A 17,884-nucleotide genomic window follows, 5' to 3' on the forward strand; every position below is an offset into this window, starting at 1 on the left:
CTATCTACGTTGGATGACGCATAAATTTAAGGAAATAATCAACATACGTTGCTGCAACTTGTTGATCAAGTTGAGTTCCCAATTTCTCTAAACGCTTATAACCCAAATGCGTGGTCATATTGATCACACCATTTAAGGTTTTATCCACTACAAAGTTAAATTTTAAGCTTTTTTTAGGCTCACGAATCAAATGCGTTACACCGACATCAATCACTTCCGTCAATAGTTTCAATGCGTTGGCAATTTCACGGCTCTCGCCTTCTGCAAGTTTTTGACTTGATGCCTGCACCTGTTGAGTCAACTGCTGCTCTATCGGATAGGTCATATATACCGATTCATCTTCAAGTTGAATGGCTTTGGACAAATATTCAACCAAAGGGACTAAACGATCATTCCCAAAGAATGAAACTGACCACGGCATATATTTTCGGATCGCTTCTAAAATTTGTTGAATGACTTTTTCAGATTCACCTGTTAAAGAATGGTGTTGATTGTCTTGTAATAGCACCATAAAAACTTGTTCAATCACTTCACATGCAATTTCGGATAAGACTGTACCCAATGCATTTGCTTGACTGTCTTTACTGCCTTGTAAAAGTTGCGTGCGAATATGCGCAAATCGTGCATATGTATCAGCATGAATATTTAAAAAAACGGCGGTATTCATTTTAATCACCCTATTTAAGATCCTATAAAATAAGGGCTTGTTTGATAAGCCCTTATTTATCCCTAGATTCTGTTTTTCTATCATTTTTGGCTTTCTGAATGCTGAATTTAGCACATTCTATTCGCGATCAACATGCATAAATGCCCAAAAATGATTAACACAATCCGTTGCTGCATTGGGATCAACTTGATTGCCCATTTTTTCTAAACGTTTATAACTGAATTGTGTGGTTATATGAATCACCCCATTCAAGGTTTTATCAACCACTCGATTGAAATTAAGACATTTTTTAGGTTCACGAATCAGATTGGTAACACCTAAATCAACAATCTGAATCAAAGTCTGAAACACCTCTACCATATCATTGAGTTCATTATTTTTTATTTGTTCTGCCAATTGATGTGCTTGTTGAACTAAATTTCGATCAATCGGATAAGACACATACACTTGCTGATCATGATATTTAATCATATTAGAAAAATAGTTCGCAAAAGGACAAAGCCGCTCATTACCAAACAGTGCGATTGACCAAGGCATATATTTACGTACTGCATTCATGATGTGTTGAATCACTTTTTCAGATTCAGCCATATATTTTTGCGACAATTGCGTTGAGTGATGATTTTGTGTCAGTAAAACTGCAAAAACTTGTTCCACGATGTCACAAGCGATCTCCGAAAGTACCTCACCCAAAACTTTAGATTGGCTTATACTGCTTCCATCATTGAGTTGTTGGCGTATATATTCAAATTTTTTATAACTTACTTCATTGATTTTTAATAAAATTGAATAACTCATGAGGACCATCCTTTAGGGTCTTAATCTTTTTATATTGTTTTGTTGTTTTATGTGTAAACATTTTATTTGTGTGATTCACAACACATAAATCTAGCTTTTTTTAAGTAAAAAACCAACGTTTTTCATCGGCTTTTTTTCATGAAAATATTGATCATTTTTTTGATACAATAGACCTAATTTTTTATTCAATTTTAATCCTCTTTACTATGACTGACGCTCAATCTGCTCAAAATATTGCAACCACTTACGATCCAACTGAGATCGAAAAGAAATGGTATGAAATCTGGGAACAACAAGGTTACTTCAAACCATCAGGTCAAGGTGAATCATTCTGTATCATGATTCCGCCACCAAACGTCACGGGTAGCTTGCATATGGGGCATGGTTTTAACAATGCCATCATGGATGCACTCACACGTTATAACCGTATGATGGGTAAAAACACTTTATGGCAACCAGGAACTGACCATGCGGGGATTGCAACGCAAATGGTTGTGGAACGTCAGTTAGGTGCGCAAGGTGTTAGCCGTCATGACTTGGGTCGTGACAAGTTCATCGACAAAGTTTGGGAATGGAAAGAACAATCAGGCGGCACAATTACTCGTCAAATCCGTCGTTTAGGTTCTTCAGTCGACTGGTCGCGTGAACGCTTCACGATGGACGAAGGTTTATCGAATGCGGTGAAAGAGGTTTTCGTCAAACTACACGAAGATGGTTTAATTTACCGTGGTAAACGTCTGGTTAACTGGGACCCTAAATTACAAACTGCACTTTCTGACCTCGAAGTAGAGTCTGATAAAGAAGAAGCAGGTTCATTGTGGCACTTTAAATATTTCTTTGAAGACAAATCACTACGCACACACGATGGTAAAGATCATATCGTAGTGGCAACTACACGTCCTGAAACCTTATTGGGTGATACTGCGGTTGCAGTTGCACTAGATGATGAACGCTATTCACATCTCGTTGGTCAAAATATCATTCTACCGATTACAGGTCGTGCTGTTCCTATCGTTAAAGATGAATATGTTGATAAAGAATTCGGTACAGGCTGTGTAAAAATCACCCCTGCACACGATTTTAATGACTATGAAGTGGGCAAACGTTGTGAATTGCCAATTATCAACATCTTCAACAAAAATGCGGAAGTATTGGCTGAGTTTGATTACATTGCGAAAGCAGGTGAACAAATCTCTAAAACCATCGCTGCGCCTGCGGACTACATCGGCTTAGAACGTTTTGCCGCACGTAAACAATTGGTTGCTCAAGCTGAAGCTGAAGGCTGGTTAGACCAAATCCAACCGTACACGCTTAAACCACCTCGCGGTGATCGTTCAGGTGTGATCGTTGAGCCATTATTGACGGATCAATGGTATGTAAAAATTGCGCCACTGGCTCAGCCTGCGATTGAAGCGGTACAAGATGGGCGTATCAAATTCGTGCCTGAACAATACAGCAACATGTACATGGCATGGATGAACAATATTCAAGATTGGTGTATTTCACGTCAGTTGTGGTGGGGTCACCGTATCCCTGCTTGGTACGATGCGCAAGGTAATGTTTATGTCGGTCGTAACGAAGCTGAAGTTCGTGCCAACAACAACATTGCTGCCGATATCGAATTAAGTCAAGACGAAGATGTATTGGATACATGGTTCTCATCTGCGCTATGGACGTTCTCAACTTTAGGTTGGTCTGGCGATGCACAGAAAGATGCAGCCAATGATTTCCTTAAAATGTTCCACCCAACTGATGTGTTGGTGACAGGTTTTGACATTATCTTCTTCTGGGTTGCACGTATGATCATGATGACCATGCACTTCATGAAGAATGAAGATGGTTCATCTCAAGTGCCATTCAAAACCGTTTACGTTCACGGCTTGGTTCGTGATGGTGAAGGTCAGAAGATGTCGAAATCTAAGGGCAACGTACTTGACCCACTCGACTTGATTGATGGTATTGATCTAGAAAGTCTTGTTGCAAAACGTACCACTGGATTGATGAATCCAAAAGATGCAGCCAAGATTGAAAAATCAACTCGTAAAGAATTCCCAGAAGGCATTCAAGCTTATGGTACGGACGCAGTTCGCTTTACTTTCTGCGCACTTGCCAATACAGGTCGTGACATTAAGTTCGATATGAAGCGTGTTGAGGGCTACCGTAACTTTGCTAACAAAATCTGGAACGCAACTCGTTTCGTTCTAATGAATGTTGAAGGTCAAACCGTTGGGCAAGAAGCGCGTCCTGATCTTTGGGAGCTTCCAGAAAAATGGATCATCAGCCGTCTACAAAAAGCTGAAGCTGCGGTGCATCAAGCATTCGCTACCTATCGTTTAGACCTTGCTGCGCAAGCGATCTATGACTTTATCTGGAATGAATACTGTGACTGGTATGTTGAGTTAACTAAACCAGTTCTGAATGATGCTAATGTTGCAGAAGAACGTAAAACAGAAGTTCGCCGTGTCTTACTTGCTGTGATGGAATCGTCTCTACGTTTAGCACATCCGTTGATGCCGTATTTGACTGAAGAAATTTGGCAAACACTTGCGCCGATGTTAGGCAAAGGTGGCGCAACGATTATGACTGCTCAATACCCTGTGCCTGATCAAGCGAAGATCAATGATCAAGCTGAAACAGATATGCAGTGGTTACAAGGCTTGATTGGTGCGGTACGTAATATTCGTGGTGAAATGGGCTTAGGTAATGCACGTTTATTACCTGTGTTACTTCAAAACACCACTGACGCTGAAAAAACGCAAATCACCCGTATTGAAACGTTATTCAAAGCTTTAGCTAAAGTTGAAAGCATTACTTTCTTGGCGGATGCTGAGCAACCGCCATTGTCTTCTTCTTCTGTTGTGGGTCATGTATCGGTATTTGTTCCAATGAAAGGCTTGATTGATCCTAAAGCTGAGTTGGGGCGTTTACAAAAAGACTTAGACAAAGTTCAAAAGCAACATGACCAAATTGCAGGAAAATTGGCAAATGAAGGTTTTGTTGCTAAAGCACCTGCTGCTGTAGTTGAAGGTGAAAAAGTGAAATTGGCTGAGTTTGCTGATCAGTTAGTGAAGATTAAAGCGAATATGGAGCAAATTGCCGCATTATAAAATAATAAGGGGCTATTTTAGCCCCTTTTATTTAGGAATTTTCAGATGAGTGTTTATTTTGAATTAGCCTGTATAACTTGTAATACCTATATCAATTTAGGTAATTATTGTTCTATGGGATTTTCTTATGGTAACACCCAATTATATGCATTTTTAGATCAACATATTCACTCTACTTGTGAGCTATTAGTATGTCGTGATGATCATGACTCAGCATGGTATGATATTAAATATAACCAAAATAATTCAGATCAAGATTATGAAGATCAAATTAATACTTCATTACAAAATCACTTTTTAAAAATACAAAAAAATAGCGGTATTAGAATTTACAACCAATTAGCTCATTTCATTGAAATATATCAAAATCAACTAGACGATTTAGAAAACATAGCTGAATTTATAATCAATACATCTTGCTTAAAAAATAAAGAACTAAAAATAGAAAATGTAAATTGCTTACCAATATTAAATGCTCAGTTTATCCCACTTGATCGATATGAGGATAGCTTTGATCTAGGCTGTATAGAATGCAAAAAATTTATTGATATTGGTACTACTGCTACGTGGATGGTTAATGGCTTTGAAGATTATGATTTATTATATACATTTTTAGCAGAGCATAAAAATTGCTCATCAAAAGTTTACATTTCAACAAATTATAGTTCGAATAAACCATGGAACCGTGCTGAAAACCATCTGCCTAACCAATTTCATTGTCATCCAGAATGGACTTGGGACACTCGCTCATTAAACCCTAAAGCGATTTGTTGCTATCAAAGTTCAATTTCTCAGTTTTCCGATACAGCCCCCAAAGTCTTAACTTTAAAAAGTGATATGATGGAACTGATTACTATTTCAAAAGATTCTATCGAAAAACTAGAAACCATATCAGATTGGCTATACAACCATAAAGATCATTATATTGAGATTTCATAACCTAAATCCTTTCTACCCCCAAATTAATACCTTTTTAAGTTGATATTTCAAAAATATAAATCAGGGTTATATCAAATTAAAAATAATATCTATTCCAAAAAATTTTCCATGCATCCCACTAAATACCTAATTCTTTATGCCAACTAACATCACATCTTCTTTCCAAATTTTCCTCTTTTAAAAACTCTGCATATTTACTCAACTTAAAGAGCAATTTCTCTCTAGGTTTTATATCTAACCAATCTTTTACATCCAAGAAAACATCATTATCAATATCCCAGATTTGCTTATAACGAATATCAATTTTCTTTTGTCCATTAATGAAAAGTTGAAAAGTATTTTTTAGAAATCCATCTTTTTGACTTACTGTTAAGCTCTCATCATCTAAACGATACAATGCTCTATCAAATAAAAAGTAAATAAAATCTCCACAACCAAAAATTGCTACTAATTTCCTCTGTTTATCAACTTCAGCATAAAGACCATATCCATTTGATGCACGCTGATTTTTTGATATATTCGATTGATCTAATTCTCTACTTTCAAAGTTAAAAGAATAAAGTTTGTCTTCATTATCAATATTTAAAAATATGATTGGATTACGTTCCATTCGTTAATATCCGAATAAATTTAATATTCCTATATTGCTGAACTCTATTAATACTACAAGTAATAGGCTTGCTAACATAGATTCAATATATGATATTCCCTCTCCTCTTAGGAGATGAGGAATGATTGTAGTTCCGCAAGGGAGAGGTGCTTTTACTTTTCAAATGAAAGCAAATATTTCACAAATTACCCAAAACTGATTCAGTATTCTTCAACAGATCATTATTCCAATACCTCACCACTTTTAAACCCAAAGCTTCTAAAAACTTGGTTCGCTCAACATCATAAGCTCGACCATCATCTGTATTATGTTGACTACCATCCAACTCAATCACTAAACCCAATTCATGGCAATAAAAATCCACAATATACGGCGCAATCACATGCTGTCTGCGAAATTTGAGATTCATAAATCGTTTAGCACGGAGTAATTGCCATATCAGGTGTTCTGCATCGGTGGCATTAGTCCGCATGGTTTTGGCTAATTCTAATAATTGTGGGTCTATTTTCATTTTTATTTTCCATTTTAATTACCCTCACCCCAGCCCTCTCCCTGAGGGAGAGGGAGTAGCATCTAATTTCATGAAAGTAAATATTTTAGTGGATGTTCCCTCTGCTTCTAGGAGAGGGTTAGGGAGAGGTGAATATCATCGCCATAAATTTTAAAGCACTGCTTATAAAATGCGACACAAGTAAGGCATGGCTATAATGTGATACTCTTCATTTTTTCTTAGCAGTCATTTTTGCAATTTTTTTCACCTGTGGGTCTTTATCATCTAATAATTGTATTGCAAGGTCATACCAATTAGCTGCACACTCTTGTCTCACTTTACTACTACTATCATCAACCAGATTCACTGCAAAATCATACCACTCAGCACAATATGCCCGAACAAAAGACTCAGGATCATCAAGCAACTGTTCTGCAAGATCATGCCAGCTTTTCGCAGCCATAAAACGATGACCAACTGTAGACGAATCGATATAACGCACAGCAATATCATGCCATTTACGAATACAGACATTGATCACAGAAACATCCGTTTCACCTTCATCAATAACTCGTATCGCCAAATCATGCCACGATGCAACACATGCCACTTTAACGGAAATATCAATAGATTGATTATGATCTAAAGTTTGTACAGCTAACTCATACCAATTTGCAACACAAGCAGATTGAACATAAGTAGATTGATCTTTGATTAATTCTTTGGCTAATTCAAACCACTTAGCTCCAATTTTTGCTCGGACTTCTTCAGATGAATCATTCATAAGTTTTTGAGCGAGATCATACCATTTTGCTACTACTTCAACTCTTACATCATCAGCCTCATCATTTACTAATTGTTGTGCTAAATCATACCAATTTTTAGCTATCTCAATTCGCACTTGAAGAGCAGAATCATCCTTTAAGAGAACAGCACATTCATACCAATGTTTTGCACAATAACTTCGAATCAGATCATCTGTATGTGCAATTTGTAATAATGCATAAGATTTTGAATTTTCTATTTTCTTTTCAATTGCTATATAGTTTGGCATTTATTTAATTTCATAAAGTTATTGCTGTTGTTATTCATATAACATTTTATTTATTCAGACAATATTTGGTATTATCAATACTCTAATTACAGCGTTAAATAATTACTTCCTGTATGTTTTTTACTCACAATTTAGACTTTATCTCTAAAATACAATAATCAAAGCACCCCATGCCCTAACAACATCTCCACCCCACTCAGCTTTTTCATATGCTTTAAACGTTCTTTTTCCCACTTCAACTGCTGCTTTAACTCAGCACAGTCCGCATCTATGGCTTTATACACATCACTCATATTTAGATGCTCTGCTTTGACTTTCTTCACTAACTGAAAAGAATCTAAAATCTCATCAATTTGACTTTCAAGCTGCTGACTTTGCGCATCCAATGCCAATTTATAAAACTTCACTTGCTCCGCAGATAACTCTTTCGTCCCAACACCTTTATTCTGTTCAAGCTGTAACTGGAGTTTGAGTAAATAAAACAAATCCTGTTGTTCATACGCCTGACTCGCCTGTTGGAACAATTCAGTTTTTTCTGCTTTCTTAGTCTCGTCTTGTTCACGGTCAGGGTGAATCATCGCAGCAATTTTCAAATAGACTGTTTTCAACGATTGGGCTGCCATTTGCTCAGCTTGTTCACGTTTCTGCTGTTGTCTCAGTTGCTTGGCTTGCTCTCGTGCCTGTTGCTGCTCGGCAGCATATTGTTCAAAATCTTCTTCTTCTAGTTCTATTTTTTGATCAAAATTTTCATTAAGTTCGAACTTAACGGACTGTACTTTTTTATTCTGCTTCACTGATTGCTGTGCATGTTGCTGATAAAAGGTATCAATCTGCTTCACTAGCTCTAATCGTTCTTCATTCAACATTTTAGAACGCTTTAACATTTGTGCAAGTTGAGCAATTTTTTCATCCAGTTGCTGCATATCCGCTTTGGAAAACTCATGGCTGTGTAACAGATTCCAAAGTTGTTCTAACTGCTGAAACAAGATTTCATGCAATTCACTATATACAGGCATCAGTTTTTGCCGTGTATGTTGTTGAATTTCAGCTTGGGCATTTTGCCATGTCGCGAGACTAACTTTTTGCTGTTCTATTTGATCAATCAGGCGATTCAGCTTCTTCTGCTGCGAGGAAGGTTCAGCCCTTTGCTTTAAACTGACTTTAAGATCAAAGGACATACTCATCATTCACCTAAAAATTTTAAAAAGCGTAGTAATAATCAAATATTAAAAGTAGTGCTTTGCCGAATCTACTTACGTCAACCTCTTAATCTGCTATAGCAGTCAAGAAATCACCCGATTACGTCCTTGCTGCTTCGCCATATACAAATTTTTATCTGCACGACGTATCGCACCATTCATATCAGTATCATCTAACTGGACTACACTTACCCCAATACTTAAACTGATGCGGTGATCTACAATAATTTGTTCTTGCTCAATCGTAGATCGGATTTTCTCTGCCAATATCGCAGCTCCATCCAATGAAGTAACAGGCAACAAGGCAATAAACTCTTCGCCACCTAAACGTGCAACGAAATCAGTAATGCGTAAAGCAGTTGGAAGAATCTCTGCAACACGCTGCAATACTTGGTCACCTTTTTCATGTCCAAAGGTATCATTCACCTTTTTAAAGAAATCGATATCCATTAATAGCACTGCATAAGTCTGTTGTGTACGCGACATTTGAGTAAATAGATAGGATAAATAATCATTGAAAGCACGGCGATTATGTAAGCCCGTAAGTGCGTCATAACGCGCAATATGAGCTAATTCGACATTGGCAACTTGTAGTTCGTGCGTACGTTCTGCAACTTTTTGCTCAAGTGTGGCATTGGCATCTTGAAGTTGATGCTTTTGAGTAAGCAAGGTATCGGTCATGCTTTGCAACGATTGCGATAAACCTTGAATTTCACGAATACTGGTCTGTGCTTCAAATTGAATATCTTCTTGCCCTTTTTCTACTGCATGCGCTGAATCTGCTAATAATTCAATCGGACGGCTGAACTTATTCGCCAATTTATAAGTGAGTAGCAACAGCAATAATGACAAAATAAAGCCGAGGGCTAAAATTTTATGTTGTAGTGATTTCACTTCTGCTAAAGCAATCGAAATAGGCTGACGAATAATTACGTGCCAACCTAAATTGCTCTTAGTTTGAGAAAGCACGGGGACATCTGTAGTTAAATACTGTTGTTTTTCATTCCAATTATGCAAAAAAGAATGTCCACGATTTGCCTGAAATACAGGAGGCTGGACTTGTCCAATGCTTTTAAAGGGATATAGAATTTCACCATGCTGATTGACAATAAATACCTCAATACCTCGTTGTGCAGAATTTTCCGACAGTGAACTGCTCAATACATGACTCGCCCAACTCCAATCTGCATGTGCAGCCAAAACGCCTTTAATTTTCTGTGTCGATGGATCATAAATTGGCGTAGCGAAATCAATAAAACGTAATGGTTCATTAGGATTAATCGCTTTAATTTTCTTAGCCAGTAAAACAGCTTTATGGACATCCCCCAAATACACTTGATTCACACCATGAATAAACCACGGGCGTTCAGAAACATCAGCCCCTTCTAGTAAATGATTAGCTGCAACGACAACTTGCCCCTGAGTATTGGCGATTCCTAACCAAGCATAATATTTATAAGACTTTTTAACTTGCTCAAGTTGTTGCTGTACTCGCGGGTTATGAAAGTCAGCCTCAGCAAAAAATGGAGATTGACTTAATAACACCATTTCTCGTTCACGTTCTGTAAGTGAGTTTGCCAAGGTATTGCTAATACTTTTCGCTGCAATATATAAAGTCTGACCACTGGTTTGATTCATTTGCGCCGAAGCAGTCTTACCAATATATAAAGTAATACACAGCCCAAACATAAAAGACATCCCTGCAAACAGGATTAGTAGTCGATTACGAAAGGAATCTATGCGAAATACGTTCATTTACACCCTATAGCAAATCACTTTTTAAGCTCAGCAATATATCAAAGATCTTTTATGAATTATTAAGTCAAAGTAACGAATGGACTCGGAAAAACGCTGAATCCGATGAAAGTAGACTCAAGTTCTATTGCTCGAGCTTAAACTGCAATTTTCGTTTGCAATAACGCATTAATATTTAAAAATTTAGTTCTCAAAGCACAATAAATGGTGCTATTTTTAAGAAAAATGCACCACTTTTCACCAAAATTATAATTTATTTTCTAAATTGGTGCGTTTTTTGCATTATATTTTTTATCAAATTGGGTTGTTCAATGACAACTTAAGTTTTTAGATTTACTAAATCTATTTTGGTGCAAAAAACGAATCAAATGTTTGCATCGAAATTAAATTTAGCACTTTTTTTGAGCACCACTATGCAAAACGTAGATCTATTTTTCTTACTGCTCGGTGCAGTACTCGTATTGGCAATGCATGCAGGTTTTGCATTTCTTGAGCTGGGTACAGTCCGCCACAAAAACCAAGTCAATGCACTCAGTAAAATTCTGACCGATTTTGCGATTTCAGCAATCGCTTATTTCTTTGTCGGTTACTGGATTGCCTATGGACAAAACTTTTTCCATGCGGGCAGTGCTTTAGCAGCCGATCATGGTTACAACCTCATGCGCTGCTTCTTCCTCCTGACTTTTGCAGCGGCGATTCCCGCGATTATTTCAGGTGGTATTGCGGAACGTGCCAAAATGCGTTCACAAGCAATAGCAACCTTGATTTTAGTCGCTTTAATCTATTCTTTTTTTGAAGGCATGATTTGGAATGGTAACTACGGCTTTCAAAAATGGTTAGAAAGCTCTTTTGGTGCAAGCTTCCATGACTTTGCAGGTTCAGTTGTCGTACATGCAATGGGCGGTTGGATTGCTTTAGCAGCAGTGATTTTGCTCGGTGCACGTCACGGTCGTTATAAACAAGATGGTCGTGTAAGTGCACATCCACCTTCATCGATTCCATTTCTTGCTTTAGGCTCATGGATTTTGATTGTCGGTTGGTTTGGCTTTAATGTCATGAGTGCACAGCGTGTCGATGCCATTTCAGGATTAGTTGCGATTAACTCACTCATGGCAATGGTTGGCGGTACATTGACTGCAAACTTTATGGGTAAAGATGATCCTGGTTTCTTACACAATGGCCCACTTGCAGGTCTAGTTGCAATCTGTGCAGGCTCGGATATTGTGCACCCAATTGGTGCATTGTTGATTGGTAGTGCCGCAGGCGGTATGTTTGTTTATCTATTTACTTATACTCAGAACAAACTCAAAATCGACGATGTGCTTGGTGTATGGCCTTTGCATGGTGTGTGTGGTGCTTTCGGTGGTATCGCAGCAGGTATTTTTGGTCAACAAGCATTAGGTGGTTTAGGCGGTGTATCCATTATTTCGCAAATCATTGGAACTGGTTTAGGTATTATCATTGCACTTGCCGGTGGTTTTATTGTCTATGGTGTATTGAAAGCCACAATTGGTATTCGTCTCTCTCAAGAAGATGAATATCGTGGTGCAGATCTTTCTATTCACAAGATTTCAGCCAATTCAGAAGAATCAATGTTCTAAACTGTAATGTTTAAAGCGGCAATCAAGCCGCTTTTTTTATGGATATTTAAGAGACAATTAAGCTTTAAAATATTAAATAGCAGCATGATTTTTCCGCCCAAACTGCATGCGCTATGATCTTCAAAACCCGCTTTTTTTTACTCACAAGCTCTTTATTGTGCATCAGTTTTTTTATCCTGTTATTTCTGTTTCCAGTTGGCGGAGCAATTGATCTTTATTTAATTCAACCTTGGGTCGGTACTTTTGGTGAGTTTGCATTAAAAGGTGATTGGTATCTCGCAAAACTTAATCATACTTATGTCAAACAAATGATTACTGCGGTTTATCTCAGCTTTTTCATTCTATGGTGTGCATCATTTAAAGTTGAAAAACTCAAAAGCAAACGTTGGCAATATGGTTATATGTTTTGGGTCAGTATGTTGTGTACATGTATCATAGGTTTACTCAAAGCACATTCGATGCATGCATGCCCTTATGATATGACTCATCCAACAGCAACAGGATTTATTTGGGATTTTTCGGCAACGGCAGGACATTGTTTCCCAGGTGGGCACGCAAGTACAGGCTTTGCTTTAGTCACGGGTTATTTTGTTTATCGTCTTGATCAAACCAACAGAGCATGGTTTTATTTATTCGCAGGTGTCTTACTTGGCTTTGCTATGGGTTGGGCGCAAATGATGCGTGGTGCTCACTTTCTAAGTCATAATCTATGGACAGGATGGATCTGTTTAGTCATAAATTTTGTAGTTTATATGATCACATATAAACGTCACTTGCTGCTTGCAGAACGCAATTCTGTAACGCAAATGAGTCCTAATATGATAAAGTGAGGCTCAATCTGCATTCACACATGCACCTCACAATAATCACTTAGGTACTTTTTGCTGCTCATGGATGACTTTCAAAATTTTTTAGAAACTTCTTTAACTGGGCAACAATCTTCTATACACGTTTATGATCTAAGTTCACGTAAAGTATGGTTAAAGAAAGCATCTGAACGTCATGGTTTATGGCTTTATACACCACTCAAATGGTTAGCCAAGATTTTTAATTTAGGTGCAATGGTTCCTGTTCCCAATCAGGGCGGTTCTGCTGCGATACAATGTGAATCAAAACGTATTCAACAACTAAAATCTCTAGGTGTTTCAACACCCAATGTTTTGGCTATCTCACAGAAAGGGATCTTACTCGAAGATATCGGATCACAACACCAAACCCAAGTTATCCAACTCGATCAAGCACTTGCTCAATGTCAAAATGATATTGCCTCAAAATCATTATTATTTAGCCAAGCAATTCAAGCAATTCAATATATTCATTCACAAAAAGGCTATTTAAGCGAAGCATTTGCTCGAAACATTCTTGTTGATCAAAATCATCAGTTTAGTTTTATTGATTTTGAAACTGACCCTTTAGAGGTACTCAGTTTACATGATTGCTTTGTCCGTGATTGGTTACTATTTATTTTCTCTACAGCCTATCATTTTGAATTTGAAAAATTAGCTGATGCTAGCCAAATCCTTTATCGTGCATTACTTGCCGAACCACAAGTATATAGTGACATTTGTAAAGTTGGAAAACGCTTAAAGTGGGTTCTAAATTTTAATATCAGCAAAGTTGGCAATGATGGAAAACGTATCCAAAAATGTGTTTTATTCTTACGTTATTTGAAAGAGCAATCAGAAAAAAATACGTAATTTTAAAATAGTCCTTCAATACAAATGCAGTGCTTAATGTCACAATTAAAGTTTTTTAGGTAAACGTACTAAAACTGATAACCCGCCTAAATCAAGGCTTCGGGATAAGATTAGGCTTCCACCTAATCGCTGTGTTGCCTTATCGACAATTGAAAGCCCCAAGCCACTCCCCACCTCTAAATGGTGATGCACCCGATAAAAGCGTTTTAAAACTTTATCATACTGTTCGGGGTCGATACCTACGCCACTATCCTCAATTTGGATACAGGCAAAATCATCACTATCGCTATACACGGCAATATTAATGATACCTTGATCTGGCGTGTACTTAATCGCGTTATCAATCAGGTTAAAAATAATTGAATGTACAGTTGATTCAAGGCTTTGCATTTCGATCAGATCATTACGCTCAAAACCCAAATCAATTTCTTTCTGCATAGCCAGATTAACAAGCTGTTCAACACAATTCAGTGCGACATCATTAAGACAAAACTGCGTATTTGGCTCTATCAAACTTAATGCAACATCTTGTTTTGCCAATGCCAATAACTGTGTGACCAAATGTTGTATACGAGCTAAGCCTTTACTCAAATTTTGTAAAGCTTCATGCTCAGGAAATTGGCTAATCAGAATCTTAGTTTGTAAATTTAATGCGGTGACGGGTGTCCGTAACTCATGCGCTGCATCGGCAATAAACTGCTTCTGCTCAGTTTGTGCATGTTGTATCCGTTCGAATAAATGATTCATTTCTTCGATCGTTGGGATGAGTTCTTGGGGATAATCATGACTATCAATTGGGCTGAGGCCCTCTGAATCACGCCGCTTTAATTCTGTTTTAAAATCATCCAAAGGTTTCAAACTTAATCGAATAATAAAAGCTAAAACTAAAATAGCGAAAGGTAATAAAACCACATAAGGAACAAACATACTCCCCGCCAATTCCCATGCAAATGATTGGCGTACTTCTTCTTGTTGACTCACCTGTATTTGATAATCTTTGAGCGGAATAACATAAGCACGCCATTTACCTTGCGGCGTGTCTTGACTATAAAAACCAGCTTGTTTTACAGGTGGAATCAATAAATGTGTCTGATGCCATAAATGGCTCTGATCTTTATATGCCCAAATATCAACTAGTAAGTCTTCTTCATGATAAGTTCGATGTAATTCAACTTTACTTGCAACTGTGGTTAAGGGCTGAGTTGTCGAACGTTCAGCCATGTATTGCATTTGCGTATCAAGGATTTCATCAACTTCATGCAACGCTGTTTTATAAGCAGTAAAAATTAATAAACATCCAAGCAAAAAACTAAAGACCGATGTTCCCCAAACCAGCCTTTTTTTCAGTGAATATTGCTTAGATATTTTCATAAATATTTATGATTGTCCTAGTCGGTAGCCTAAACCACGAATTGTTCGAATAAAATCTTTACCTAGTTTGGCACGTAAATGATGTACATAGACTTCAATGGTATTACTGGTGACTTCACTGTCAAAATCGTAAAGCTTGTCTTCAAGATTTGCTTTAGAAAAGATTTTATTCGGGTGCGTCACTAAGGGGATGAGAATCGCCCATTCACGATTTGATAACTCAATCTGCTGACCTTTGAAGGTTGCTAAGTGTTGTTCTACATCTAAAATTAGATCACCATTTTTTAATAAATGTGCCTGATTCTTCAATTGAGATGTTTCAGCATGACCTCTACGCAATAACGCATGAATTCGAGCCAATAATTCATCAAACTCATAAGGTTTAATCAAGTAATCATCTGCCCCCTGATTTAACCCATCTACACGATTTTGTAATTGATCCCTTGCTGAGATAATCAGTACAGGAAGTGAGCTACGCTGACGGATTTGTCTCAAAACCTGCATACCATCCATCAATGGCAAACCTAAATCAAGCAAGACCAAATCAAAACTTTGTTTGCCTAGTAAGGAAAGCCCATCAACCCCATTATTGACCCACTCTACCTCAAATTGATGGTAGCGCAACAGGGTCAATGTAGACTCTGCAATCATAAAATCATCTTCGATCATCAAGATTTTAGTCATGATTTCATCTCACTTTAAGGTTTAGAACATGTAGCTAACATGTCATTTTTAGGGTCAATGACTTGAGTTTTCACATCAAGTAAACTCAACATCGTTGGAAATAGGTTGTCTTGACTTAATTCACTTTTATTCTGTTGCGCTAAACATTTAATTTGTGGAGTTGCCTGTTTTTTCCAAAGGTCAGAGAACCACATAAACATCGGAACATGGGTTTGCTGAGTTGGTGCAATTGCATAAGGCGCGCCATGTAAATACATACCACTCTCACCTGTCGACTCGCCATGATCAGATAAATACCACAAACCTGTTTCATATTGTGTTGCCGTTTTTAATGTTTCAATTAAAGAATCTAAAACATAATCTGTATACAACAACGTATTATCATAACTATTTAATAAAGCTTCACGCGAACATCCTTGAATCGCATTGGTATCACACGTCGGTTTAAAAACTTTAAATGCTGCTGGAATACGTTTGTAATACGCAGGGCCATGACTGCCCATTTGGTGTAAAACAATTAAACGTGGACGGGTATCGCCTTTAGGAATCGTTGCAAGATATGCTTTTAAACTCTCAATCAAAATATCATCGAAGCATTCTGCGTCTTGACACCATTTTTGTTGCAGTGGTTCAGGAATTTTAAATTGTTCAACCCGATCGCATGCTCCCTTACAACCCGAGTTATTATCAATCCATGTCACTTGATAGCCAGCACGTTTTGCAATATCTAACAAACCTTCACGATGGCTCGCAAGTCGTTCATCATAATCTTCTCTCGGCATACCAGAGAACATACAAGGTACTGAAATTGCTGTTGCTGTACCACACGAACTGACCTGAGAGAAATTAAGTAAATCCTGTTTCGACAGTTTTGGATTGGTATTTTTCGCATAGCCATTTAAAGAAAAGTTTTCCGCACGTGCTGTCTCACCTACGACTAATACCATCAATTTAGGTAAAGTACTGCCATTCGCTTTTTGCATCACAGCATCTTCACCATAAGTGACAAGAGGTAATTTCTCTTTAGGCGCTTTCTTTTTATAATATGAAGCGAATGAAGCAATCATATTTTGCGGTGAAATCATGCCTTTTAAATCACGATTTTCACGGAAGATTGCCGCAAAATCGACATAGAACACAAATAATAATCCACCAACCAATGCTAAAGAAACAATTGAGGCCACTACTTTTTTGATGACTAGACGAACGATTGGCTCAGGCTTTAATTTAAGCATTAAAATGGCAATGATCGGTAGCACCGTCATCCCCAATGTCCACACAACCAAATGCCATGACCATGTATCACGCGCCTCAGAAATATCGGTTTGCATTAAATTCTGAACTTGATCTGAAGTAATCAACACACCTAAAGTATTTACGGCATATGAGGCAAATCCACCGATAAAAACTAAAGCAATCGCAATCGGCTTTGCTGTCCATTTCCAGTTTAAAAGCTGAAAAATAAAATTATATCCCGCAACAACCACCATAACTGATGCAACAACAAACAGTCCTGCTTTTATACCAGTATAAGGTGTAAGCGATTGGATTTTTTCATAAAAAGCGATATTTAGAAAAACACCCAACCATATTGCAAGCAATAGATTGAAAGCAAATAAGGATATCGATTTAGTCTTGAGTTTCTGTAGGAGCATGATCTTCACAATCTGAAAATAAATTTCTTAGCTTCGTTAAGATAAGAATAAAAACTTAAAAATGACTTAAACTAAATAATTGAGACTTAACAAAACTATGGATCAATCTCTATATATGAAAGTGTGAATTGAAAATGACTTTTCTTTACTTTCTCATCTATAAATGATCTTCATCTTCTTGTCTGAAATCATCTTATTCAGTTAAATTATTAGATGACAGCATAATGAAATAGAAATAAAAAAACACCCTCTAAGCG

The 17,884-nt window shown here is 37.3% G+C and carries 15 protein-coding genes; 5 read left to right on the forward strand and 10 right to left on the reverse strand.

Annotated features, from left to right (window positions below; translation table 11 throughout):
* Window positions 1–4: 4 nt before the first annotated feature.
* On the reverse strand, window positions 5–667 hold the full coding sequence (locus tag C502_RS0101090) for a hypothetical protein (protein WP_018677015.1): 663 nt from the start codon (window positions 665–667) through the stop codon (window positions 5–7).
* Between the two features lie 117 nt (window positions 668–784).
* Window positions 785–1,465: a hypothetical protein gene (locus tag C502_RS0101095; protein ID WP_018677016.1), complete on the reverse strand. Its 681-nt coding sequence runs from the start codon at window positions 1,463–1,465 to the stop codon at window positions 785–787.
* Between the two features lie 206 nt (window positions 1,466–1,671).
* Between C502_RS0101095 and C502_RS0101105 the strand changes: the two genes are divergently transcribed.
* Window positions 1,672–4,572, forward strand: coding sequence for a valine--tRNA ligase (locus C502_RS0101105; protein WP_018677018.1), 2,901 nt, complete (start codon window positions 1,672–1,674; stop codon window positions 4,570–4,572).
* Window positions 4,573–4,617: 45 nt separating this feature from the next.
* Window positions 4,618–5,511 (forward strand): hypothetical protein, encoded by an 894-nt coding sequence (locus tag C502_RS0101110; RefSeq protein ID WP_018677019.1) that lies wholly within the window; start codon window positions 4,618–4,620, stop codon window positions 5,509–5,511.
* A 118-nt stretch (window positions 5,512–5,629) separates the two neighbouring features.
* On the opposite strand, the gene C502_RS0101115 is transcribed toward C502_RS0101110, so the two are convergent.
* From C502_RS0101115 to C502_RS0101135, 5 genes are all read right to left on the reverse strand, one after another.
* Window positions 5,630–6,121: a hypothetical protein gene (locus C502_RS0101115; RefSeq protein WP_018677020.1), complete on the reverse strand. Its 492-nt coding sequence runs from the start codon at window positions 6,119–6,121 to the stop codon at window positions 5,630–5,632.
* A 178-nt stretch (window positions 6,122–6,299) separates the two neighbouring features.
* Complete coding sequence (locus C502_RS0101120) at window positions 6,300–6,632, reverse strand: endonuclease domain-containing protein (RefSeq protein ID WP_018677021.1); 333 nt, start codon at window positions 6,630–6,632, stop codon at window positions 6,300–6,302.
* A 208-nt stretch (window positions 6,633–6,840) separates the two neighbouring features.
* Window positions 6,841–7,665, reverse strand: coding sequence for a hypothetical protein (locus C502_RS0101125; RefSeq protein WP_018677022.1), 825 nt, complete (start codon window positions 7,663–7,665; stop codon window positions 6,841–6,843).
* 158 nt (window positions 7,666–7,823) lie between these two features.
* A complete protein-coding gene (locus tag C502_RS0101130; protein WP_018677023.1) occupies window positions 7,824–8,843 on the reverse strand; it encodes a coiled-coil domain-containing protein in 1,020 nt (339 codons plus the stop codon).
* A gap of 105 nt (window positions 8,844–8,948) precedes the next feature.
* A complete protein-coding gene (locus C502_RS0101135; RefSeq protein WP_023274474.1) occupies window positions 8,949–10,619 on the reverse strand; it encodes a sensor domain-containing diguanylate cyclase in 1,671 nt (556 codons plus the stop codon).
* 413 nt (window positions 10,620–11,032) lie between these two features.
* On the opposite strand from C502_RS0101135, the gene C502_RS0101140 reads away from it, so the two are divergent.
* The 3 genes from C502_RS0101140 (at window position 11,033) to C502_RS0101150 (ending at window position 13,917) form a co-directional block, all read left to right on the forward strand.
* Window positions 11,033–12,220, forward strand: a complete 1,188-nt coding sequence (locus tag C502_RS0101140; protein WP_018677025.1) for an ammonium transporter — start codon at window positions 11,033–11,035, stop codon at window positions 12,218–12,220.
* A gap of 113 nt (window positions 12,221–12,333) precedes the next feature.
* Window positions 12,334–13,050, forward strand: coding sequence for a phosphatase PAP2 family protein (locus C502_RS0101145; protein ID WP_018677026.1), 717 nt, complete (start codon window positions 12,334–12,336; stop codon window positions 13,048–13,050).
* A 60-nt stretch (window positions 13,051–13,110) separates the two neighbouring features.
* Window positions 13,111–13,917 (forward strand): hypothetical protein, encoded by an 807-nt coding sequence (locus tag C502_RS0101150; protein ID WP_018677027.1) that lies wholly within the window; start codon window positions 13,111–13,113, stop codon window positions 13,915–13,917.
* A gap of 45 nt (window positions 13,918–13,962) precedes the next feature.
* On the opposite strand, the gene C502_RS0101155 is transcribed toward C502_RS0101150, so the two are convergent.
* The 3 genes from C502_RS0101155 to C502_RS0101165 are packed head-to-tail and all read right to left on the reverse strand — an operon-like array spanning window position 13,963 to window position 17,627.
* The gene (locus C502_RS0101155; RefSeq protein WP_018677028.1) at window positions 13,963–15,288 is read right to left on the reverse strand and encodes an ATP-binding protein; all 1,326 of its coding nucleotides are present in this window, start codon (window positions 15,286–15,288) and stop codon (window positions 13,963–13,965) included.
* 6 nt (window positions 15,289–15,294) lie between these two features.
* The gene (locus C502_RS0101160) at window positions 15,295–15,972 is read right to left on the reverse strand and encodes a DNA-binding response regulator PmrA (protein ID WP_018677029.1); all 678 of its coding nucleotides are present in this window, start codon (window positions 15,970–15,972) and stop codon (window positions 15,295–15,297) included.
* 14 nt (window positions 15,973–15,986) lie between these two features.
* Window positions 15,987–17,627: a phosphoethanolamine transferase gene (locus tag C502_RS0101165; protein WP_018677030.1), complete on the reverse strand. Its 1,641-nt coding sequence runs from the start codon at window positions 17,625–17,627 to the stop codon at window positions 15,987–15,989.
* Window positions 17,628–17,884 lie beyond the last annotated feature (257 nt).

The sequence above is a fragment of the Acinetobacter tjernbergiae DSM 14971 = CIP 107465 genome, from assembly GCF_000374425.1.
Classification (GTDB): Bacteria; Pseudomonadota; Gammaproteobacteria; order Pseudomonadales; family Moraxellaceae; genus Acinetobacter; species Acinetobacter tjernbergiae.